This window comes from Bacillus sp. 22475, assembly GCF_052044835.1.
Taxonomy (GTDB): domain Bacteria; phylum Bacillota; class Bacilli; order Bacillales; family Bacillaceae_G; genus Bacillus_A; species Bacillus_A cereus.
Genome location: NZ_JBQENW010000009.1, coordinates 27,362 through 50,637, shown reverse-complemented (window position 1 = coordinate 50,637; position 23,276 = coordinate 27,362). Strand labels below are relative to the sequence as shown.

The following is a 23,276-nucleotide window of genomic DNA, read 5'->3' as shown; positions in this document are numbered from 1 at the left end:
ATTCGATTATCATTATATTTAAATTTTATTTTTACAAATAATAAGGAACGACAAAATAGGTAAAGATAAGATTTCACCTATTTTGTCTATATAGCAGCACAACGAAATTACAATTAATTACTTCAATGCAATTGGTTGTTGTTGTGTCACACAATGAATCATACCACCGTTTTTATACAACTCTCTCACATCAATACCGACTACTTTACGATCTGGGTATAACTTCTGAATCGTATCGTTTGCGATTTTATCATTCGGATCATTATAATTAGGCACTAATACAACTGTATTTCCGATATAATAATTGATATACGACCCCTTATAATCGAGAGTTTTTCCATTTTCTAAAGCAACCTTTTCTTTACTAAGCGGCAAGTATTCATACTTATATTTCTGTCCTGAAGCATTTTTTGCATCTAACAATGTATCCATATCTTTATTAGATAAACCCCATTCGGCTAGGTCATCTTCTTTCATCGTTACAATGGTAGATTTATTATGGAATTTAGCAAATCCATCAATATGAAAGTCCGTAATATCTAAATTAGGTACTCCGTCTAACCAAATAAAGTTTGATACCCCAAGGTCACTTATATATTTTTCAATTTCCTTTTCTGATAAATCAGGATTTCTATTTTTATTCGTTACCGCACTTCGAGTTAATAACGCAGTCCCATTGCTGTCCAATTCAATTGCGCCGCCTTCAAGGACAAATTTCCCCCAATCAATTCTTTCAATTCCTGATTGTTTACTCACATTCTTACGTATTTGAGCATCATTTTTATAAGGTGTTTTCTTCCCCCAACCATTAAATGCTGGATCTAATATTTTGAGATTTTTATTGCTGTCATAAACAAAAATTGGTCCACTGTCCCTTGCCCATACATCATCAGTAGGCGCGATAAAGAAATCAATCTTCTCCATATTTAACCCTTCATCTGTTAAAAGGTTATTGATTCTTTCTTTTTCTTCCTGGTCATATGCAACAATGTGGACTTTCTCACCCTCAGTTAAAGCACTTGCCATCTTAACCCAAATAGGTTCAACTTCCTTCTTATACTCTTCACCATATGTGTATTCATGTGGCCATTGCAGCCATGTACCTTCATGTTTATCTTTTTCATCTGGCATCGTATATTTCCCAGCATTTTTCTGTACCTCTACTTTTTCCCCTTCTTTCCCTTTAACATTTTCATTGTTACCCTCAAAAGAGCATCCACTAATAATTGTTGTAGATAATGTAGCTATTAAACAAAACTTTATTGCTTTTTTCATTTTTTCAACCTCCTGTTCTTGTCTCCAATACTGTAAAGCTTCACATAGTGTGAAGCTCAAGCTTTTTTATCAATGTAAAAATTACCAATTGTTCTTTGCATTACTTAGCATTTAACGACCTATTTAGATTTATTCAAATGCCAATCACCTTTTTCACCTATTTATCCCGCTATTTGTGGGCAGTAAGACCCCCACCTCAAAATTCAGCGAAAGCAAAGAAGTTAGGTGGGGCCCTGCTGATTAAAGTTTCACTTTATTCAGTAAGTAAAACTTTACAAAATAAAAAAATCGGTATTGATAATTACATATCAATACCGATTTTTTTATAATTACTTTCCTTCTATTAAATCATTCGCCATTTTCCTAAATTCTTGATTAAATGCATCATTCATACCATTTTGGACGTTAGAAAATAATATGACAAACGTTCGTTTATCCCAGTTAAAATTATTAAAAGTGTTCCAGCCAGCTAATACACCGTGGTTATGATAATAATCTGGGTAAATATAGAAACTAAATCCATATTTTCTTGCAGGTGATGCAGAAAACATATCTGATACACTTTGTTTGGAAAGTAGTTTACCATCCATAATAGCTTCATCTAACTTTTTCATATCTTCAACAGTCGTATACATTTCACCACAACCATACAGCCAGTTCATTTTTAAGCGAGGCGTGGCTATTAACTTATTATCTTTTTTCGTATACCCTTCTGCTAAGAAAATATCTTCTGGGAGTGTTGCGCCCATTCCAGATTCATGCATTCCAACAGGAGTCAAAATATTTTCTTTCACATATTCAGCAAGTGGTTTATTCGATATTTTTTCTACAATATATGCAAGCACCATATAATTATAATCTGTATATTTCCAGCCTGTCCCTGCTGGAAATTGTAACGTTTGTGCCCCAATCCACGTTACTAATTTTAACCGTGATGCTGCGTCAACACTACCTTGTCCCTGTTCTGGTAATCCAGACGTATGTGTTAACAAGTTTCGTAACGTAATGTTTTTATCTGCCGGAAACGATGGGATATATTTATTTACATTGTCTTCAATGTTCAACTTCCCTTTTTCTTTTAGTTGCATAATAGATATTGCAACAACTGTTTTCGTAATAGACCCAATGCGATATTTCGTTCTTGGCGTTGTTAATACTTGATCTTTCACATTCGCATAGCCGTAGCCCTTTCGTAAAATGACATGATCTTTACTTGCTACAAGAACACTCCCATTAAATCCTTTATCTTTTAAGTACTGATCTAGTTTTCCAGCTGCAATTTCATAACGCTTTTTCTCATTCGCATCAACTTCCTGCTTAACATCTTTTTTCTTACTATTTACATTAGAAAATGCCTTTGCATCATATTTTTTTCCTTTATTTGCATGTATCAGTGTAACAACACTTCCACAAAAAACAGCAAAAATAAAGAAAATGATTAACCATTTCTTTAACATACTAGGAACCCTCTTTTATCTAGTTTCACTTAACGTATATCCATTCTATTTTATATCTTTTAATTATCAAGTATATTATAATATTATTTAATATTCACTCTGTTAAAACTAGATTCCTTTTTCTCATTTTCGATTTTGACTACTCTCTATTGTATTTCTTTCTTGCAAAATTTCCAACATACAATCGGATGCATTACACTATAATTTCAAATTCTTTTGTAACATTTGTTACATACTAAAAAGAATGGAGATGTAATATGAAAAACACCGATAAACGCAATCGTTTAGATGATAAGATGTTTCATTATCGGATAACAAAAAACAACATGATATTAATTGAATATTACGGAAAACAAATCATCACATTAAAAGGAAATGATGCTGAAAAATTTTTAAATAAAATAAATCATGCAAATAACAATAAAGAAAAACAGCTAATTATGGCTAAAATTACAGGTAATTTCAAAAGAGGTAATGAACGAAATTGAAAACGAATCTCATTTACATTTTGATTATACAACAAATAAAAAAAGAAATGTCGCTCATTCAACATTTCTTTAGACTTTCTTCATAAAAAATTTACATTGCTAACATTCCTTCATTTTCTACACTTCCTATATAAGCTAACCGCTGAAATAGTTAGTAATACAACTATGCACAACCACGCATACGTATATCCCTTCTCATCTACAATATAACCGAATAAAGCAGGCGCAACAATAATAGCGATTTGATTTAATGTAAGTGCAAAACTCACTGTCATCCCTACTGATTCTTCACTTGCTGATTCTGCAACTTCAGCTATAAAAAGACTAAACCATCCAATTGAAAAGAACCCTAACAATGCACTTACACCATACAATACATTAGTTATTGTATGTATGCTCATTACTAATATTAGAATGAAGAAAATAGAAATACAAACAGTTATAAATAAGGGGGTACGCCGATTTCCCTTATAAAACAAATCACTAGTAGCTGCTAATATAACCCTACCAACCATTCCAGAAAAGAACATAACGGAAGATACTTTTCCGGCTAAAATTGGTGTGATTGATTGTTCCAATACTAAAAATTTTATAAAGTGTCCAACTAACACCATTTGCAATGAAATCATACAAATGCCAGTTATATAAATTGCATATAACTCTTTTTTACACATCACTTCTTTTAACTGCATCCAAAAAGAAAGTTTAATACGTTCTTGTTTAACTTTCTCTTGAATATATGGTTCCTTATAAAATATAAAAAATAAAAACCCTCCAATTATACAAATGCATGCAATGCTATTTACCGCATAGGCCATATTATATTTTATTGTAAGAAACGGGATCAATACTCCCGCTAATGTACCACCAATCGGTATACCGGCTTGTCTAATCCCCATCGCTAACCCGCGATTTTCTTTTGAGAACCACTTCATTATCACCTTACTTCCTCCTGGCTGCGAAACACTATAAAACGTTCCTACTAATAAAAGTACAAAGAGTAACCCATTAAATCCATTGACCATATTAGTCAGTAAAAACGAACCCCCTAGTAAAAATGAACTTATCGAAATTAACAACTTTTCATTGTATTGATCAAGTAGCCGCCCGACAAAAAGCATACAAAATAGCGGTCCTATATTTACAACACTTACTAACAATCCAATCTCCGTATTCGTAAGTGCATATTCTTCTTTCCAAAATAAAGCAAACGCTCCAACACCATACGTTATAAGTGTCGCTGTAGTTTGAGCAACCGTCGCAAAAATTAACATAACCCACTTATAAGTACTATTCACCCTTTCTTCCATTAACACAATAATCCCTCCATCCCCTTCCATTGTATGAAAGTTCTGATATCATATAAAATAAAGATTTATCATGTGATCCATCAAAAAAAATGATACCTTTTCTGGAGGGATGATACTTGGATATAAAAGATTTAACTGTATTTTACGAAGTTACGAAAGAAAAAAACATATCTCACGCAGCTAAAAATTTAAACTATGTACAGTCTGGCGTGACAATGCGTATGAAACAACTAGAAAACGAATTAGGTGTGCCTTTATTTTACCGAAACGGAAAAGGTGTAACTTTAACTTCTAACGGTGAGATTTTATTAACATACGCCAAACAAATTATCCACTTAATGAATCAGTCTGTTAAAGCAGTTCAAAGTAATGGGATCGAACCAAGAGGCACTTTAAAAATTGGATGTACAGAATCTATAACCGCTGTAAGACTTCCATCTATATTAACGGCCTATTATGAGGAATACCCAAAAGTCGAATTGATTTTAGAATCAAATACGACGGAACAATTGATTAGACTTGTATTAGAACGAAAACTGGATGGAGCGTTTATAGCTGGCTCTACTCAGCATTCTGAACTTCATACAAATATATTTCGTGAAGAAGAATTAGTTCTCATTAGCAAAAAGCCTTTATCTTCCTTTAAAGACATAGGAGACATGAATTTACTTGCATTTAGTCACGGGTGCTATTATAGAAATTTATTAGAAAATTGGCTTCAAGAAGAAGGAATTTCACCTAAACGAGTATTAGAGTTTGGAACAATTGAAGCGATACTCGCATGTGTAAAATCAGGTATGGGCGTAGCAATTATGATGAAGTCTATTTTAAATGGTCATCAACATGACATATCATTCAACCCTTTGCCAAATAGCTTCAAAAAAGTTCCTACTACTTTTATTACTAGAAAAGATATATATCACTCTGCTGCATTACAAAAATTTATGGAGATGACTCTCAATGCGTGAAAAGAAAATACGTGGTATGAAACGAAAAACAAACACTATGATAAAACGAATTGAGGAACATACAAAAACGTTCCCTTCTACTTTCTATAACGATGAATATTGGAATATGCTATTGCCAGTTTCGCAAGCTTTTATTGACTCTCGTAAAACACCTAGAAAAGTAAAGCGATTATGTATTCAAACCTTATTAAATCAAGCAAATCATTTAATAAATATGAAACCGAGCGATACATATACATATCGAGTTGTTGTTTTGATTTCTATAAATAATTTGTGTGATTCGCAAATCATTATATTTAAAAATGAGGACTACTTTCATAATTTCTTTAATAGAAATAGTGAATTTCAAAAATGGATTCTTCTTTCAAATGAAATTGATTTTTGGGAGACATGGAAAATTTCAGTTTATCATTCCTTCCAAACACTTCGCTTTCAAGAAATTATTTATGATTTAGATGAATGCTATGAAAAAGAGATTCTGTTTATCGGGGAGTTAAATTAAAAGGGTATACCTAAAACACTGGTATACCCTTTTCCACTTATTTTTCCTTCAATACACTATGTAATCGATCCGGGTAATTTGTAAACATTCCTGTAGCACCCCATTTGATTAACAGTCTCATATCTGGTTTCTCGTTAATTGTATAAGGGTGAATTAACAGTCCATTTTTCCTAGCCATTTTCATATATGACTCATCAATAATTAATTCTCCGTTATCATTACGTAAGTTTGGTCCAATACCAGCTGCATACTTTTTAATTTCTTGAAAATCATCATTCGTTACACTTTTCGGTTCATGTGTAATGCCAGACCATTCGACAATTTCATTGTTTTCATTTGGATAATACCAAAGCAATTGAACTAACGGAATATTTTCATTCATACTATGAATCTTTTTCAAACTATCTTTACTAAATGATTGAATCATAACACGGCTAGAAGACATGTTTTGACCTACTAAATTATATTTTTGTAACAACGCCAACAATTTCTCTTCCATTCCTGGATACACATCTGGTGATTTTGTTTCAATATAATACTTCATACTTCTTCCATACTTTTGAAAAATTTCTTCAAGAGTTGGAACTTTTTGCCCAACATACTCTTGCTTAGCCTTTTCTGGATACGCTTTATTAAACCATGATCCTGCATCTAAACTCTTTATTTCGCTTAACGTTTTATCACGTACTTCGCCTGTTCCATTTGTAGTGCGATCAACTGCTGTATCATGCATTGCAATTAATTGGCCATCCTTTGTTAATTGGATATCTAACTCTAAATAATCCGCTTTCATTTTTTTCACTAGATTATAAGAAGCAAAAGTATGCTCAGGTGCATGTCCACTTGCTCCGCGATGTGCAATATTTAAAAACTTATTCGCATTCCCCTCATGCTTTCCTTCTGCCTTTGCATGAACAGCTCCCCCAGCAAAGATGCTTCCCGTCATAAAGAAAATAACTAAAACGCTAATAATCTTTCTCATCCTTCTAACCCTTCCTACGTTGCAAATTTCAACAAGCTAATGAGATTTACACGAAATAGAAGACACACTTTCATTATTTTTATAAACCTATATTAAAATTCCACTCCTACAAATATACTTTCTCTATATTATTAATATAGAAAACTAGTATTATCCTATTTAATTCCTATAGCCCTCCTTTTCACATGTAACTCCCTATTTTGTACGGTTCATTCAATAAAAAAAGCCATAAATTATTTAGGCTACACTCCTGTATCCCTAAATAAATTTATGGCTTTTCTCAAATATCTCCGGCCTCTATTAACTTGTCGAATTTAATCATATCAAACCTATTGAAATTTGTGAATGTTTTTTTCAGTACAGTGAAGCACATAAAACAATATTTCCGTAGTTACTTAAAAATCACATAATAAATTTCTCATTACCTCTTCCAATACTATATCTGGATTTACTACCGTTTTTTCCGAACGCCATCCGATAAAGCCATCTGGTCTAATTAATACAGCACCTCCATTCCCTATACCATATAATTTGCTAAAAATATCTTCTGGAGCAATAAAGTCTCCACTTAAGCCAACACGATACCCTTTTATATTTATTCCTAATTTAGCTGAAACAGTATGTGCTGCTTCAGCCCAAGAACTATTTTCTACTCTTGTAAGTAATACAAAACTGTTACCGAATAAGTCTAATATAGAAACTTCCTTTCCTTCATACGTTCCCCATAAATGTGGCGCTCGCGTTCCAGGTCTTCCGTTCAACTCTATGCTATCCATTCTATGTGGAGTGACTGAATTATCTATAATCGCCTCTGAACAATACTGATATCCAACTGTAACAGCTAAACCATCCATATTATTCAAACTGCCTTCCTCTCTCTTCGCAGCACGAAACAGTAAACTACTTGCATAAGCTGTCGTTAATTTTGCAACAGGATATCTCTCTTCATAATATGTTTCTAACAATTTTGGATTTGCCTTGCCTTTTAAAATAGCTGCTAATTTCCAAGCAAGATTGTGCGCATCTTGTATTCCTGTATTTGAACCGAAACCTCCAGTTGGCGGCATAATATGTGCAGAATCACCAACTAAAAAAATGCGATTATCTTGAAATTTTGTAGCAGTACTTTCAGTCGCTTCCCACGGTAAAACACTTACTATTTCTGACTTAACATTTGTGCTTCCAATTGCGGTTTGGATAATTTGTTTACAACGTTCTATAGTAAAATCCTCTGGCCCCTCTCCTTTTAATGGATCGTAGGATACATGGTAAATCCACCTTCTTTCGTTATCAACTGGAATAAGCGCACCAAGAACTTCCGCATGAAGTACCATAGAAAAACCAAATGCATCTCCTTGTATAAATTCGCTTAAATCCGCTTCAAAATATATATTCATATAATAGCCACCGATTGTACCTCGTCCCTCCGTACTTATCCCTAGCTGCTCACGTATTTTACTTTTCGCTCCATCCGCTGCAATTACATAGTCACAATGAATAATACTTTCTTCTTCCGTTTCGCGATTCCGAATCGTTGCTATTACCCCGTGCTCATTTTGTTCATAAGAAACTAATTCTTGATAAAAAGATAATTCTCCGCTTAATGTTCTCGCTTCTTGTAACATCATCTCTTCTAAAATAATTTGATAACACGCAGTTTGTTTTGATGGACTAATCTTTTCTATTTTTTGAAGTAACTCTTCATCGTTTCCGTATTGCGTCGCTCTCATTTGTTCCAATTCTTCTTTATTCGCATCAGCTATTGTATGAACTGCTATTCTTCCACGGCAATTTCCTAACGCTTTACCCGCCGATCTAATTCTTTGTTCTAAACCTAATTCTCGAAATAACTCCATCGTACGAAAAGTGATTCCACCTGCTTTTGGATGAATTGCAGTAGACGGATGCCTTTCAATCAATAAATAATCAATATTATGTTTGGCAAGAAATAACGCAGACGCTAACCCTGATAATCCCCCTCCAACAATTAAAACTGGTACATCATTCGATTTCATATATTTATCCTCCACATCATTGTTCTGAGCTCAGTGATATAAATATAATCAAAAAAACAACAAAGATATAGACTTATATTTCATTTTAAATTATCATATAGATAGATTACGCCCCAAATTACTTTTACTTTTTCATACATCTATAATCTGTTTGAATTATGCGTGAATGAAAGAGTAAAACGAAACAACTCACTTTTATTAGACACCAAAATAATAAAAACATGATAAGCGGTCGTAACCTTATAAGTTATTCAGGGTACGACCGCTTATTTTTTTAAAATCTTTATCCTTTATCCCCAGTAAACAACATATTATGAAATTATTTTCTATTTTTAAAACTTCAACCATTCTAGTATGTAATCCTTTTCTATCCCCTAGCATTTTCAAATCATAAAACTTCATTCGTCTCGATTTTCTTTCCCAATATTGCAGCTCATACAACAATCATGTAGCATTACCGTATCGATATAATGGTTCATCATCTTAAACCTTTCGACCAATTTTTTGGAGGTAAAGTGATTGAAATGAATAAACAAGAACAATTAAATGTTATAAAAAAAGATTTTATTGATTCTCAAAAAGTATTATTGGCAATTGGCGATGAAACACGTCAAGCTATTTTGTTAGTTCTCATGGAAACGGAATGTCAAACAGGATTACGTGTAGGAGAAATTACGAAGCAAACACACCTGTCTCGACCAGCGGTATCGCATCACCTTAGGATTTTACGAGAAGCCGGTATTATTTTAATGCGAAAAGAAGGTACAAAAAACTTTTATTATATTGATATACGTACAAAATTAAGTTTATTAAAAAATCTTGTATTAGATATTGAAAAGCTATTGCACAACTTTTATTGAAATGTGGAGGTATAAGAAATGAAAGCAATGATAATTGATAAGTACGGGAAAGTTCCAATGCGTATGACAGAAGTACCTACTCCTGAAATAAATGAACATGAAGTGCTCGCAGAAATTCATGCAGCTAGCATTAACCCAATTGATTTTAAAATACGCGACGGAAAAGTAAAAATGTTACTAAAATATGAAATGCCCCTAATCCTTGGTAACGACTTTGCCGGTGTCATCACGAAGGTTGGATCAAAAGTAACTCGTTTTAAAGTTGGTGATGAAATATATGCTCGTCCAAGAAAAAATAAGATTGGTACTTTCGCGGAGTATATAGCCATTCATGAAGATGATATAGCTTTAAAACCGAAAAATTTAAGTTTTGAGGAAGCTGCTTCGATTCCACTCGTTGGCTTAACATCATATCAAGCATTACATGACATCATGCAATTACAAAAAGGACAAAAGATTTTAATTCACGCCGGATCCGGTGGTGTTGGTACTTTCGCTATTCAGCTAGCAAAAATAATGGGTGCCATTGTTACAACGACTGCTAGTGAAGCTGGTGCGAATTTAGTAACGTCTCTTGGCGCAGATGAAATTATTAATTACAAAACAGAGAAATTTGAAGATATACTAAAAAATTATGATGCCGTATTTGATACAATCGGCGGTGCAACACTTGAAAAATCATTCAATATTATAAAAAGGGGAGGAAACATTGTTTCCGTTTCAGGCATGCCGAATGCTCGCTTCGGTAAAGAATTTGGTTCAGGATTCTTTAAAACTCTCTTATTTTCATTAGCCAGCAAAAAACTTACTGCACTTGAAAAAAAGCATAATGCTCAATATTCATTTTTATTTATGAAGCCAAGCGGGGATCAATTACGTACTATTGCAAACTATATTGAAGCTGGACAAATCAAACCTGTAATCGATCGAGTTTTTCCTTTTGAAGATGCGCAAAAAGCAATGGAATATTCAGAGTCTGGAAGAGCAAAAGGAAAAATAATTGTAAAAATTAAACAATAATAAAACCTCCATTTTTAAAAATGGAGGTTTTAAATTTGCTGTTAAATAGACATAGTACAATGAAGTCCTTACAATAGATTGCAAGGGGAAATATTGTATTATACTTTTAGTTAACTTTACAAAGAATACATACGTACAAATACATAATTTAAAATACAAAAAGGAGGAGATACAATGACTAAAAATAATGAAACAGGTTGGAATTTAGATAATAGTTATATGACTTTACCACAATCATTTTATACAGAAATCCCCCCTACTCCCGTAAGTTCACCGGAGTTAGTTAAACTAAACCATTCATTAGCGATATCTCTTGGCTTGACCCCTGAAGAACTGAAAAAGGAAGCTGAAATTGCTATTTTCGCTGGTAATGCACTCCCAGAAGGAGCTCATCCATTAGCTCAAGCATATGCTGGTCATCAATTCGGACATTTTAATATGTTAGGCGACGGTCGTGCTCTTTTAATTGGCGAACAAATTACTCCTTCAGGTGAGCGTTTCGATATTCAACTGAAAGGTTCTGGCCCTACTCCCTATTCACGCCGAGGAGATGGCCGTGCTGCACTCGGTCCGATGCTACGTGAATATATTATTAGTGAAGCTATGTATGCACTTGATATTCCAACTACCCGCAGTTTAGCAGTTGTCACAACCGGCGAGCCAACCTATCGTGAAACAAAGTTACCTGGAGCAATTTTAACTAGAGTCGCTAGTAGTCATATACGCGTCGGTACATTTCAATATGCTGCAGCTCGTGGTTCAATAGAGGACCTGAAATCGCTAGCTGACTATACGATAAAAAGACATTACCCAGAAATTGAATCTCATGAAAACCGATATACTGCATTACTACAAGAAGTCATTAAAAAACAAGCAAGTCTTATCGCAAAATGGCAACTTGTTGGATTTATTCACGGCGTAATGAACACTGACAATATAACGATTAGTGGCGAAACAATTGATTACGGTCCTTGTGCATTTATGGACAATTACGACCAAGGAACCGCATTTAGCTCTATTGACACACAAGGCCGTTATGCATATGGAAATCAACCATATATGGCCGCATGGGACCTCGCCCGATTAGCAGAATCTTTAATACCAATTCTGCACGAAGATGAAGAAGAAGCACTAAAAATCGCCCAAGACGAAATTTCGAAATTTAGCGTACAGTATGAAAACCATTGGTTCCTTGGAATGAAAAAGAAATTAGGACTATTTAGCAATGAGGAACAAGATCAATCACTTATTGAGCAACTTTTAAAAATGATGGAGAAATATAAAGCGGATTATACAAATACATTCCGTTCACTAACACTTGATACTATTGAAACTACAGCTTTATTTGAAAGTCCTGAATTTAAAAAGTGGTACAAACTGTGGCAATCTCGATTAGAAAGACAAGAAGAATCGAAAGAAAACGCCTACGAGATGATGAAAAATAATAACCCATCAATCATCCCAAGGAACCACCGTGTAGAAGAGGCACTAGAAGCAGCTGTTACAAATGACGACTATAGCGTAATGGAGAAACTTCTTGAAGCTTTATCAAACCCTTATGCGTATTCTACAGATCAAGAAGAATACTGTATTCCGCCTGCACCGACGAATCGCCCTTATCGTACTTTTTGTGGGACTTGATTGTTTAATATGTAAAAAGGTGCGTTCATATAAATTGTGTGAACGCACCCTTTTTATATCCCCCCACTCAACTAAAACTTTAAAATGCACATCCCCCGATGCCATTTCTTTAATCCAAAATAAATTCTACACTATTCCAATAGACTTACTCGTAAGCTTGTTAAACAAATATTGAGAAATATAAAACATCATTTCTAAATATTTTTATTTTTGATACTATATTTTATAAGAATATTCAAAAAGTGAGGGGATTTCATGAACGTTCAACTACAAGGTAATGAACAAATTACAAAATTATTTAATGACTGGTATAGAGCTATGTTACAGCATCAAACTACCCATGCAACAAAAATAAAAAAAGATATTGAAAATATCATCTCTAACTCAGAAGAAGATACAAACCTACAATTGTATTATTCACTTTTTAATTTCAGATACAAAATTTTAACAGATGGTTTAAATATTAATAAAGATGATTTTAATAAAATTGATTCTTTCCCACTTCCAGAGAATGGGCTATTTTCTTATTATTATCATTTTTTTAAAGCTATTCACAATACAATTATTGGAAACTACAATACAGCAAAACACCTTTTCGAGAACGCTAAAAAGCTGCTAATACACGTATCTGACGAACTAGAGAATGCTGAATTTAACTACCGCTTAGCTTCCTATTATTATCAAACATATCAACCACTAGTAGCAATCCAATCTGCAAATGAAGCTAAAGCGATTTTTTCAAAACATATAAACTGCGAAATTAATATTGCTTTGTGTGATAACATCTTTGGTTTATCTTGTATTGATTTAAAACAGTTTGAACAAGCTGAAATTAGACTTGATTCAGCATTAAATATTCTACAGAAGTATTCAGAGGAGACTTTATCATTAAGAGTACGACATAATTTAGCTTGGCTATATGCAAGTCAAAACCTTTCAGAGTTAGCAATGCGTCATATTTCAGAGGTTACCACTAAGCAACCAAATCACTTTAAAGCACTTTTTGTTGAAGCACGTGAATACTACAAGCTTGGAGAATATACCCAGGCTAAAGAACTTATAAAAAAAGGATTAAACATCTCAAATAAACTAGAAAACAAAGAGTTTCAATATCGTTTCATGATTTTAAGAGAACTAAATAATAAAACTTCTATAAATGATTTAGAAATGATAATTTTGGAAGGAATTTCTTACTTTAAAACAGAAAACCTTTGGGAATGTATACAAGAGTACACTGATGTTCTAGCAAATATGTTTTATGAAAAAGAAGACCATATAAAAGCTAGTCAATACTTTTACATGGCCAATCAAGCAAGAAAAAAACATGAAGAAAAGGGAGCTTTGATATAATGAAAAAGATTAAATTGAGCATCATTGGCTTAGCTGTTATTAGCATCACAACCCTTGGATTAAGCTTCACCTCAGAAACACCGAAAACACAGTTAGGATATGTAGCATTAAACATTGGGGACACCCCTGCACCACAAAGACCTGACCTTGTTCAATCCGTTGACGTAAGTAAAGACTACAACTCAACAACAACTGAAAAAGCACTTTAAAAAATGAAAGACCTTCAATTAAGAAGGTCTTTTTAAATACGCTTATTTAGAATATTTTCCTTTCATGTAGGCTTTATTTTCTCATCAACTCCGCAATCCTCTTACTCTCCTCACTACCAACTTTCTCAAGTTTCTCCACAACTAAATTCCGTCTCTCTACAGAATGATTTTGACTTAACTTCGCTTTTCCTTCTATTTTATTTATCTTTATTTTGAATCCAACTATTCCCTTACTTAATCCCTCCATATAATTTGGATCTACATCATTAAGTGAGTAGGTACTCTCTGGATCTTCATATTTATTTACTAAATCTTGAAGAGAATCTACTAATGTCTTCTCATCTTCAACAATTTCTAATTCACCATATACATGCACTGCAACGTAATTCCATGTTGGTACTGCATTGTTTGTTTCATACCATGACGGAGAGATGTAACTATGTGGTCCTTGAAATATAGCTAGCACTTGCTGAGTCCCAATATCTTTCCACTGTTCATTCGGTCGTGCGAAGTGACCATGTAAAGTAAGAGTTTCCCTATTTAGCAACAACGGCAAGTGCGTTGCATATGGTTCTCCGTTATGTTGAGAAAATAGTGTCGCAAAGCTATTTTGTTCCATTATTTCGTACTTCATCTCTTCATCTTGTATTGCGAAATATTTTGGTATGTACATAAGCTCCCTCTTTTCCGCTCTTTTCTATTTTATTTCCTATTATATTTAGTAACCGCATCAATCAACAGGGCCAGTTTGTATTTGTTTTATAATGGCAGCTTTCTATTTCAAAACAATAGGCAGCATGTATTCCATGCTGCCTTAGTTTATTTTTTCTAATATATTTGTAATAAATACGGTCTTACCTTCAATATAACTAGATCGATTTTTCGACTCTCTTGCTAACTCTTCCTTCAAGTTTCCATACTCATTAGCTACTTTAGTATGTTCACGAAGGAAATCTCGAAACGCTATATGCCTTCTCAACTCTTCACTATTTTTATCACACACATATAAATGATGTTCCATCCAAACTGTATTTCCCTCGTTCCATGGAACGATCGTATCCTTTCTTCCAAACGCCTCTCTTCCTTTAAAGCTCCATTCTAACTGATGATAGTACCCTATCTTCTCCAGTTTTTTTACTACCTCATGAAAAATTTCGTACTCTTCTATTACAATATCAATATCTAGTATTGGTTTTGATGCAAGCCCTTTAACAGATGTACTCCCAACATGTTCAATAGATACAATGCTGTCTTCCATTACATTGTTAATAAGAGTGTGTATTTTATTAAATTCACTTTCCCATTTGACATTATATTCTTCGATAGCAATTCTCTGCTTCAACGTACCCCTCTTCTCAAAACAAATTATAACCGCTGAATATGAGTATCCTTAAAATCCGTCTCAGATTTCAATCCATATCCAAACATTCTATCCATTCCAATATGTGCTGTCCATATTAAGCCAATCATTATAACGGTATCTATCTTAAAATAGACACCTATTAGAACAATTAATATGGATATGATATATGTGTGAAATAAATTATAAATGTTAGCACCAACATGATTATTGATCCCATACGCTAACATAGATAAATCTGGCGCTAAAAGGAATACAAAAAATATAATCCAACTAAACTCATATATCGAATACATATAAATCGTGGCTAAAAATACAACCATTCCTTCAAAATGTACAATACGTTTTTGCATTATTTATCATTCCTATTTTTCTATATTTATTGATACATTTTCATCGCTGAAAGTGTTCTTTGCATTTTTTGACCAGATGGTTGCTAATATTGGCCCTGCAATGTTATGCCATACTGCCGCTAATACACTTGGTAGTGCAGCAGCCGGTCCAAAATGCGCTGTCGCCAGTGCAACACCTAAACCTGAATTTTGCATTCCTACTTCTATTGAAATAGCCCTTCTTGTCCCTTCGTCTAGTCCAAGTACGAACGCAGTTATATATCCGAGCAAAAAACCGAAAGCATTATGGAGCATCACCGCAATAAAGATAAGAAGTCCTGAAGAAGTAATGCTACTTACATTCGCTGAAACAACTGCAGAAACAATTATGATAATTGCTACAACTGATAATAAAGGAATAACAGTCATTCCTTTATTAACGATATGAGGGAAAAACTTTTTCACTACTAGTCCTAAAATAATAGGCACAATAATGACTTGTACGATAGAAAGAAACATGGACATAGCATTTACTGGCATCCATTGCCCCGCAAGTAATAGTAAAATGAGTGGTGTAGCAATTGGTGCTAGTAACGTTGATAATGAAGTCATTGCAATAGACAGCGCCAAGTTCCCTTTTGCTAAATAAACCATAACATTTGATGCAGTGCCACCCGGTACTGAACCGAGCAACACTAATCCAGCTGCTAATTCCGCTGGTAAATTCATAACGTAGGCTAGTACGTATGCGACAAGTGGCATAATAATAAACTGAGCACATACACCGATAATAACTGGCAATGGTTTTGTAGCGATGATTTTAAAATCAACAGCCTTTAATGTTAATCCCATCCCAAACATTACAATCCCAAGTAAAATCGTTATGTAACTAGTTAACCCTAGAAATGGCACGGGAATGAAGTATGCAATAGCTGCCATACAAATAACCCAAAATGCAAAATACTTTCCAGCTATATTACTTATCGCTTCTAGTACTTTCATCCACTCAGCCCCTATCTTTTAATTGAAACACCTTATTCGGATTCAAAATATTTTGCGGATCAAGAGCTTTCTTTATTTTCTCCATTACAAATAATGCCGCCCCATGTTCTTCTTCTTGATACTTTCGTTTTCCGATTCCAACGCCATGTTCTCCTGTACACGTTCCTCCTCGTTTAAGAGCATACAGAACGATACTTTCGTTTATTTCGTCCGCCTTCTTTACTTCCTCTTTATCATTTGTGTCAATCATTAAGAGTACATGGAAATTCCCATCTCCAACATGACCTAGAATACCGCCAATAAGCCCTACTTTATCTAATACCTCTTTCGCATGTTGAATCGCTCCAGCTAATTCCGAAATTGGCACACATACGTCTGTACTCATTAGCTTTTTACCAGGATAACTATGCACGTAAGAGTACGCTAAGTTATGTCTTGCATCCCACAGTTTATTTCTCGCTGCTGTTTCCGTCTCAAACGCAATTTCTATACATTTATGATCAAGAACGATTTCTTTCGTAAATTCAATATCTTGCTTTAACCCTGCTTCATTGCCGTGAAACTCTAAAAACAGTGTCGGTTCTTCTCTGTAACTTGTTTCATTGTAATGATTTACTTGTTTCATAGATAATTCATCAACGAGTTCAATTCTCGCGATTGGAATACCTGCTTGTAGTATGTTAATTACAGCTTCTACTGCATCATTTATAGTTGGAAACGATGCCCTCGCAGCCATAACATGTTCTGGTATACCGTATACTTTTAAAGTTAACTCCGTGAAACATCCAAGTGTTCCTTCTGATCCTACGAAAATACCATTTAAATGATAACCTGATGATGACTTCGCCGCTAAATTCCCCGTATGTATAAATCCTCCATCAGCAAGAACGACTTCTAAATCTCGAACTTGATCACGCATTACACCATACTTTACCGCTGTCGTTCCGCTCGCATTTGTAGCAGCCATTCCTCCTAACGTTGCATCAGCTCCTGGGTCTACACTAAAAAATAATCCATACTTTTTCAATTCTTTATTAAGCTGAGAGCGCGTCACTCCTGGCTGTACTCTCACAAGAAAATCCTTTTCTCTTATTTCAAGTATTTTGTTCATAAGAGAAAAGTCCATTGTAATTCCTTTTTCGTAAGGAATTACATGTCCCTCTAAACTGGATCCTACTCCAAATGGAACGACAGCTGTCCCATGCTGACTCGCTATTTTCATTATCGCGCTAACTTCTCCAGTCGTTTTTGGAAAAACAACTACATCAGGTAAACTACTAACGTGGTAAGATTCATCTTTACTATGTAACTCTCTTACTGTCATATTTATTACTACTCGATCTTCAGGAAGTATGCCTTTTAATTCATTTACTACATGTTCAATTGTTATTTCCATAATCAACTCTCCTTTTTAATTTTAAAACAAGTATACCATCTTTATACAAAATAATTAGAAAAATGAGATTATTAAAATCTGAACATACAAAAAAGAACCTGCAGCACACGCTACAAGTTCTTTTTCACTACATTTTAAACGATTTCTTTATTAACAACATAAACCAAATTAAAGTAACTGCCATCAACGAATGAGAAAACCCTACAATATAAGTTAACCCTTTAAAGTCAGCTCCATTTAGTTGAAGAAGCCCTCTCGCTGCTAGCGAACCTAACATTAATGTTAATGCAATGTTATGTAAAACAAACCACTTATTAAACCCTTGCACTTCATGAAACGCGAATACTTTTGCTAATCCTAAAGCAATTAAAAAGAAGAAAAAGCCAAGTACAAGTGTATGTGTATGCAAAAGATTTAACAAAGTAGATCCTAAAATCCCTTTATACTTACCATACTCCCTAGCGAAAATCCCTGATAATAAACCGATAATCAAATACGTAAACGATGCATTATATAATTTCCTCATTATGTACCTCCTTGAGTAGAATGTGTAGTGTGTCATATTTAGTAATAATGATAGTTATATAGTAAAAACTCCTAGTCACTTAGGAGTCATTGTATAAGTATCTCACTCTTTACAATCAATCCTAATTATAAAATATCTCTCTATACAAAACAAACGAACTTTATGTGAACAAACACCCCCATTAAAATATGTTGCACTTTTGTTTTACACAATCCATACTAATTGTTATAACTTTTTAAAGGTGGTGTAATAATTGATAGTTCTTGAAACTGAACGTCTTAATCTTCGTTGGTTTGATATAAAAGACGCTCCTTTTATTCTCGAATTAGTAAACGATCCTGCATGGATTCAGTTTATCGGTGACAAAGGAGTTAGAAACTTAGACGATGCAAAAAATTATATTGTAAACGGTCCCATCGATATGTATAACAACCTCGGATTTGGCCTTTACTTAGTAGAACGAAAAGAAGATCTCACTCCACTTGGTATGTGTGGTCTTATTAAAAAAGATTCATTAGAAGATGTTGATATCGGCTTTGCCTTTTTAGAAAAGTTCCGTTCAAAAGGATATGGCTACGAGTCAGCTTCTGCGGTAATTGAGTATGGTGTACAAAAGCTAGGCCTAAAACGCATTGTAGCAATTACTTCTATAGATAACATCAATTCAGGAAAGCTTTTAGAAAAAGTAGGATTACGATTTGAGAAGATTATCTCAGGATCTGGAGAAGATCTAAAGTTATTTGGATATAACGCATAATAAAGAAGGTCGCCGTGAATGGCGACCTTCTTTACTATTTTACTGATTTTGTAATACTATTTTTAGTTACATTATAGTTGCATCAATTCTTGTGATTACTAATATCCCTTTCATATCACATTTTTGGAACTTTATAGAAATAAAACTTCCACTTTCAAAAAATTATATTAATATATCAAACAAAGGAAGTGAGAATAAATGGAACAACCACTATTTTTTTTAGCTCTTCAATTCATTGCATTTGTATTAATCATTTGTATCATATATGGAATCTTGTACAATACCGTATTGAATTTAAATATTCCTAAATGGACTGCACATATGGTAGCTACGGTCTTTTCCCTTGGTATTGCATATCAAACTTTTAGAAATTTCATTTAAAAAACTTTTAGAAAAAGTAGGATTGCAATTTGAGAGGATTATTTCAAGATCAGGAAACGTAACCATTTTTTATAAAGTCTGTCCAGCGCAAAATAGTGAAGAAGATATTTCCGCTAAAAATGTGTTTTCATAACAAAGAATGAATTTAATAGATCCTGCAACAAATTTTATTTTAATTCTGGTTCTCTTGTTTGGAATCGTTCTAGGGTACCATTTGTGTGGACTTTAAAAATTTTACTTAACGCACCAAAATGTTGCGTTAAGTAAAATGTATTACCAGTTATTAAATTTCCAATCTTCCAGTCAGCTTGATATGTACTTTCCATGAAACTTTCTAAGTCCCCTATGGTTTTACCCTCTTATTATCATTAAATTTATATATAAAAATTACAAACCGCCCAACATTTTCGTTAAAGATAGTCTATGAACCTCTAACTACCTAATGAACTCAGGTAAACACATCTTAAGTCATTTTAAGAGATACAAAAGGCACCCTTTCGGGCGCTTTTTGTATAAAAACCCCAACTTTTTTATATTCGATACCAACCACGAACCTTTTTAAAATAATAGTATCATTATGTCTCCTTTTTAGAGATTATTTTTAATTACCTTGAATTTTTTGCACCAGAACCGGAAAATCCCTGACTACTCAAAATATCAACTATCAGGTACTAATATTCAATAACGCGTACTGAAAATCATTAAACATTTTTATAAACCAGCGGAACGTTTAAGAAATCAATTTTTCTCTTATCGAAATTTAATTAATTTACAGTAATACAGTGGTCATATATTTTTAAGAATAACGGAAGAATATATAGAAATTGCTATAGAAATGTGAAGTTTAATTAATTTAGGAGGAACAAACTTGTTTAATCAGCTTGTAAAAGTTATACCGAATTTATTTACGATTGGAAATTTATTGTGCGGTGTTTTCTCCATCACCTTGAATATGAGTGAATATTTAGGAGCAGCCTCCATTTTCATTTTCTTTTCAGCTGTTTTAGATTTTCTTGATGGAAGAATTGCGAGAAAATTAAAAGTGAACAGTGAGTTTGGCGTAGAATTGGATTCCTTAGCTGATATTGTTAGTTTCGGCGTCGCTCCTGCGCTTTTATTTCATACGATAGCAACACCTTCTATTTTAACGTCTTTGGCATTTATCCTTTTCCCAATAATGGGTGCTTTAAGATTAGCTAAATTTAGTGTTAAACCAACTATTGGATATTTTAAAGGATTACCTATTCCAGCTGCAGGATTATCATTGGCTGGTATGGGATTGTTTTCATATAGCAATGCATGGATTACTTTAATCCTCGCTCTCTTAATGGTAAGTCCCATTAGGTTTAAAAAATTTTAATTGAGGTCATGCCCAACGCCATTAAGGAGCATTTCAAATGGATTTAACGCGTCAATAAGTATAAAAAAGCGGGACAATAATATTAAATGAGGTGCCATTCGTAAAAATTAAAACCTTGTATTTATAGCTATTTCGATATGTTGTTCTGAAGCGTTAATACACTTTTAATAGGAGCTCCCTTTATCAAGAGAGCTCCTGTTCTTATTTCTTCTTCTTTTCTGTCGGTTGGCTTTGTTTAGCAAAATTAGATGAATCATCAAAATTCGGTTGCTTTTTACCAGCATTATTACTTCTACCTTTTCCCATATGTAATGCACCTCCCCTCCCCCTTACTATTCCCAATAAAAAAATTCTCTTGCATCCAAGAGAATTTTTGATTGGGTTCATATTGATAATACCTAAGTACTTCCAACACTACCATTCCATAAAAGATGGATCAAATGTTAAATTCATTAATGCTAAAACAAATATTACATTTTCATATTTACCGGATAATCAATTAATAATCCTAATGTATTTCCTGAAGCTGCAACAATTATGATTTCCTTGTCTAACACGTCATCTATAACTTCTTTTAATTATCCTTACCTATCATATAATATTTTCCTACACATTGAGATTGCATGTTGTATAAGGAAGCCCTTCTTTTTTCCATGCAAGAAATCCTCCCTTTAAATTCACTACTTCCTTTATACCAGCTCTTTGTAAAATACTAGCTGCTATAGCGGAACGTAGTCCGGTTCGACATTGCAAAACTATTGGACAATCTTTCGGTATATAATCTATCTGTTCAATTAGATTACCTAAAGTGATATGTATTGCATCATGAAGGTGTCCTTCCTCCCACTCTTTTTTACTACGCACATCGATAACCTTAACGCTTTCACCTTTTATATGCGGATATAATTCAATCGATGTTTTTTCTTTGTAACTTTCAAATCTATCAAGTCTTTGTATTACTTTTAAGGGTGCAAAAGCAATAATATTATCTAACCCAATGGATTCAAATTCTCTAATAACTGCCTCCACTTTAACTTTTTCTTCATCTAGAATTATTAAAGTTTCTTTTTTATAATCTAATAACCATCCACACCAAGTTGTGAATGAATTGTTATAAGGTATGTTAATTGACTTCTCAATATGACCTGCAGCAAAACTCTCTACATCCCTTATATCAACTATTTGATGAACGCTCTTCAAAATTTCTTGAAGTTCTTCTACTGTATTAATAGCAGTACTTTTTCTCTTCTTACGAATTGGCGGACCATACTTATTTAAATTCTTCATTAATGAAAAATACTTTGGAGGCTCTGGCTGTCCCGTCAATAAAGTCGATACAAAATCACTTTCTTCATTACACTGAAATGCCCAATTGAACATCTTTTCATAACCTAATGTAGAAGTTGGAATTGCTCCTAATGCTTTTCCACATGCGCTTCCTGCACCATGTGAAGGCCATATTTGCAAATAATCAGGAAATATTTTTATTTTTTGTATGGAATCAAATAATTGTTTCGCTCCTATTTTTGCAGTATCTTTCATGCCGACAGCAGTTTCTAATAAATCCGGTCTTCCTATATCTCCTACAAATATAAAATCACCTGTGAATATTCCTATCGGCTTATCATTCGTATAGTTATTTTGACTTGTATCAGTTACTAAAAAAGAAATACTTTCAGGCGTATGCCCTGGGGTGTGAATTACATTAAATTTTATATGACCTACTTTAAACTCTGTGCCCTCTCTAACCAATTTGTATCGACCTTCGTTAAGATATTGATATTTCCAATCACAATCTCCTTCATCAGATACATATAAATTTGCATGATAAAGATTAGAAAGTTCTCTAGATCCAGAAAAAAAATCTGCATGAATGTGAGTCTCAGCTGCAGCAATTACTTCCATCCCCTCTTTCTTAGCAAACTCTATATATTGTTCTATATAGCGACCTGGATCAATTACAATTGCTACACCTTCCTTCTGACAACCGACTAAATAGGAAGCATGTGCTAATTTTTCATCATAAAAATATTTTAAAAGCATAGTTATTCCCTCCAAATAGTTATTTCAAATTGTTTTTCAATT

25 protein-coding genes are annotated in these 23,276 nt (G+C 33.6%); 11 read left to right on the top strand and 14 right to left on the bottom strand.

All coding sequences use genetic code 11. The features are described from left to right. Window positions 1-117 precede the first annotated feature (117 nt). Both ACTJJY_RS16090 and ACTJJY_RS16085 read right to left on the bottom strand, forming a co-directional pair. The gene (locus ACTJJY_RS16090; protein WP_000709178.1) at window positions 118-1,275 is read right to left on the bottom strand and encodes an agmatine deiminase family protein; all 1,158 of its coding nucleotides are present in this window, start codon (window positions 1,273-1,275) and stop codon (window positions 118-120) included. A 329-nt stretch (window positions 1,276-1,604) separates the two neighbouring features. Continuing rightward, window positions 1,605-2,732, bottom strand: a complete 1,128-nt coding sequence (locus ACTJJY_RS16085) for a serine hydrolase domain-containing protein (protein ID WP_440605983.1) — start codon at window positions 2,730-2,732, stop codon at window positions 1,605-1,607. Between the two features lie 257 nt (window positions 2,733-2,989). Between ACTJJY_RS16085 and ACTJJY_RS16080 the strand changes: the two genes are divergently transcribed. Next, the gene (locus ACTJJY_RS16080) at window positions 2,990-3,220 is read left to right on the top strand and encodes a hypothetical protein (RefSeq protein WP_440605982.1); all 231 of its coding nucleotides are present in this window, start codon (window positions 2,990-2,992) and stop codon (window positions 3,218-3,220) included. Between the two features lie 110 nt (window positions 3,221-3,330). On the opposite strand, the gene ACTJJY_RS16075 is transcribed toward ACTJJY_RS16080, so the two are convergent. Continuing rightward, window positions 3,331-4,560: an MFS transporter gene (locus ACTJJY_RS16075; protein ID WP_440605981.1), complete on the bottom strand. Its 1,230-nt coding sequence runs from the start codon at window positions 4,558-4,560 to the stop codon at window positions 3,331-3,333. Window positions 4,561-4,646: 86 nt separating this feature from the next. Here ACTJJY_RS16075 and ACTJJY_RS16070 point away from each other — a divergent pair, with 86 nt between their 5' ends. Together ACTJJY_RS16070 and ACTJJY_RS16065 are read left to right on the top strand one after the other, a co-directional pair. Continuing rightward, window positions 4,647-5,498 (top strand): LysR family transcriptional regulator, encoded by an 852-nt coding sequence (locus ACTJJY_RS16070; RefSeq protein ID WP_440605980.1) that lies wholly within the window; start codon window positions 4,647-4,649, stop codon window positions 5,496-5,498. Next, window positions 5,491-6,000, top strand: a complete 510-nt coding sequence (locus ACTJJY_RS16065) for a DUF3916 domain-containing protein (RefSeq protein ID WP_023522636.1) — start codon at window positions 5,491-5,493, stop codon at window positions 5,998-6,000. Before ACTJJY_RS16070 ends, ACTJJY_RS16065 begins: the two co-directional genes overlap by 8 nt. 37 nt (window positions 6,001-6,037) lie before the next feature. On the opposite strand, the gene ACTJJY_RS16060 is transcribed toward ACTJJY_RS16065, so the two are convergent. The 3 genes from ACTJJY_RS16060 to ACTJJY_RS16050 form a co-directional block, all read right to left on the bottom strand. Next, complete coding sequence (locus ACTJJY_RS16060; protein ID WP_098400787.1) at window positions 6,038-6,982, bottom strand: glycerophosphodiester phosphodiesterase; 945 nt, start codon at window positions 6,980-6,982, stop codon at window positions 6,038-6,040. Between the two features lie 395 nt (window positions 6,983-7,377). Further along, entirely contained in the window at window positions 7,378-8,997 is a 1,620-nt protein-coding gene (locus tag ACTJJY_RS16055; protein ID WP_440605979.1) for an FAD-dependent oxidoreductase, read from the bottom strand. 240 nt (window positions 8,998-9,237) lie between these two features. Continuing rightward, window positions 9,238-9,399 carry a hypothetical protein gene (locus tag ACTJJY_RS16050; protein ID WP_440605978.1) on the bottom strand — a complete coding sequence of 54 codons (162 nt, stop codon included), beginning with the start codon at window positions 9,397-9,399 and terminating at the stop codon, window positions 9,238-9,240. Window positions 9,400-9,512: 113 nt separating this feature from the next. Between ACTJJY_RS16050 and ACTJJY_RS16045 the strand changes: the two genes are divergently transcribed. The 5 genes from ACTJJY_RS16045 (at window position 9,513) to ACTJJY_RS16025 (ending at window position 14,077) form a co-directional block, all read left to right on the top strand. Beyond that, complete coding sequence (locus ACTJJY_RS16045; protein WP_000571881.1) at window positions 9,513-9,857, top strand: ArsR/SmtB family transcription factor; 345 nt, start codon at window positions 9,513-9,515, stop codon at window positions 9,855-9,857. 18 nt (window positions 9,858-9,875) lie between these two features. Further along, complete coding sequence (locus ACTJJY_RS16040) at window positions 9,876-10,877, top strand: NADP-dependent oxidoreductase (protein WP_440605977.1); 1,002 nt, start codon at window positions 9,876-9,878, stop codon at window positions 10,875-10,877. A gap of 174 nt (window positions 10,878-11,051) precedes the next feature. Beyond that, a complete protein-coding gene (locus ACTJJY_RS16035; RefSeq protein WP_440605976.1) occupies window positions 11,052-12,518 on the top strand; it encodes a protein adenylyltransferase SelO in 1,467 nt (488 codons plus the stop codon). A 255-nt stretch (window positions 12,519-12,773) separates the two neighbouring features. Further along, window positions 12,774-13,868 (top strand): hypothetical protein, encoded by a 1,095-nt coding sequence (locus tag ACTJJY_RS16030; protein WP_440605975.1) that lies wholly within the window; start codon window positions 12,774-12,776, stop codon window positions 13,866-13,868. After that, window positions 13,868-14,077 carry a hypothetical protein gene (locus tag ACTJJY_RS16025; RefSeq protein ID WP_000721431.1) on the top strand — a complete coding sequence of 70 codons (210 nt, stop codon included), beginning with the start codon at window positions 13,868-13,870 and terminating at the stop codon, window positions 14,075-14,077. Before ACTJJY_RS16030 ends, ACTJJY_RS16025 begins: the two co-directional genes overlap by 1 nt. 73 nt (window positions 14,078-14,150) lie before the next feature. Here the strand turns inward: ACTJJY_RS16025 and ACTJJY_RS16020 are convergent, their stop codons facing one another. The 6 genes from ACTJJY_RS16020 to ACTJJY_RS15995 all read right to left on the bottom strand — a co-directional run bounded on the left by ACTJJY_RS16020 (window position 14,151) and on the right by ACTJJY_RS15995 (window position 18,693). Further along, window positions 14,151-14,750, bottom strand: a complete 600-nt coding sequence (locus ACTJJY_RS16020) for an FMN-binding negative transcriptional regulator (protein WP_440605974.1) — start codon at window positions 14,748-14,750, stop codon at window positions 14,151-14,153. Window positions 14,751-14,891: 141 nt separating this feature from the next. After that, window positions 14,892-15,419 (bottom strand): GrpB family protein, encoded by a 528-nt coding sequence (locus ACTJJY_RS16015; RefSeq protein WP_440605973.1) that lies wholly within the window; start codon window positions 15,417-15,419, stop codon window positions 14,892-14,894. Window positions 15,420-15,442: 23 nt separating this feature from the next. After that, window positions 15,443-15,790, bottom strand: coding sequence for a DUF4260 domain-containing protein (locus ACTJJY_RS16010; RefSeq protein ID WP_440605972.1), 348 nt, complete (start codon window positions 15,788-15,790; stop codon window positions 15,443-15,445). A 12-nt stretch (window positions 15,791-15,802) separates the two neighbouring features. Next, complete coding sequence (locus tag ACTJJY_RS16005) at window positions 15,803-16,771, bottom strand: bile acid:sodium symporter family protein (RefSeq protein WP_440605971.1); 969 nt, start codon at window positions 16,769-16,771, stop codon at window positions 15,803-15,805. A gap of 4 nt (window positions 16,772-16,775) precedes the next feature. Then, window positions 16,776-18,167, bottom strand: a complete 1,392-nt coding sequence (locus tag ACTJJY_RS16000; protein ID WP_440605970.1) for an FAD-binding oxidoreductase — start codon at window positions 18,165-18,167, stop codon at window positions 16,776-16,778. Window positions 18,168-18,294: 127 nt separating this feature from the next. Next, on the bottom strand, window positions 18,295-18,693 hold the full coding sequence (locus ACTJJY_RS15995) for a DUF2871 family protein (protein ID WP_440605969.1): 399 nt from the start codon (window positions 18,691-18,693) through the stop codon (window positions 18,295-18,297). Window positions 18,694-18,946: 253 nt separating this feature from the next. On the opposite strand from ACTJJY_RS15995, the gene ACTJJY_RS15990 reads away from it, so the two are divergent. Beyond that, window positions 18,947-19,450, top strand: a complete 504-nt coding sequence (locus ACTJJY_RS15990) for a GNAT family N-acetyltransferase (RefSeq protein ID WP_440605968.1) — start codon at window positions 18,947-18,949, stop codon at window positions 19,448-19,450. Between the two features lie 198 nt (window positions 19,451-19,648). Next, window positions 19,649-19,831 carry a hypothetical protein gene (locus tag ACTJJY_RS15985; protein WP_440605967.1) on the top strand — a complete coding sequence of 61 codons (183 nt, stop codon included), beginning with the start codon at window positions 19,649-19,651 and terminating at the stop codon, window positions 19,829-19,831. Window positions 19,832-19,998: 167 nt separating this feature from the next. On the opposite strand, the gene ACTJJY_RS15980 is transcribed toward ACTJJY_RS15985, so the two are convergent. Then, window positions 19,999-20,157 (bottom strand): hypothetical protein, encoded by a 159-nt coding sequence (locus ACTJJY_RS15980; RefSeq protein WP_377821187.1) that lies wholly within the window; start codon window positions 20,155-20,157, stop codon window positions 19,999-20,001. Between the two features lie 542 nt (window positions 20,158-20,699). Here ACTJJY_RS15980 and pssA point away from each other — a divergent pair. Next, on the top strand, window positions 20,700-21,191 hold the full coding sequence (gene pssA / locus ACTJJY_RS15975) for a CDP-diacylglycerol--serine O-phosphatidyltransferase (protein ID WP_098611152.1): 492 nt from the start codon (window positions 20,700-20,702) through the stop codon (window positions 21,189-21,191). Window positions 21,192-21,797: 606 nt separating this feature from the next. On the opposite strand, the gene ACTJJY_RS15970 is transcribed toward pssA, so the two are convergent. Then, entirely contained in the window at window positions 21,798-23,234 is a 1,437-nt protein-coding gene (locus ACTJJY_RS15970; protein WP_440605966.1) for an MBL fold metallo-hydrolase, read from the bottom strand. Window positions 23,235-23,276 lie beyond the last annotated feature (42 nt).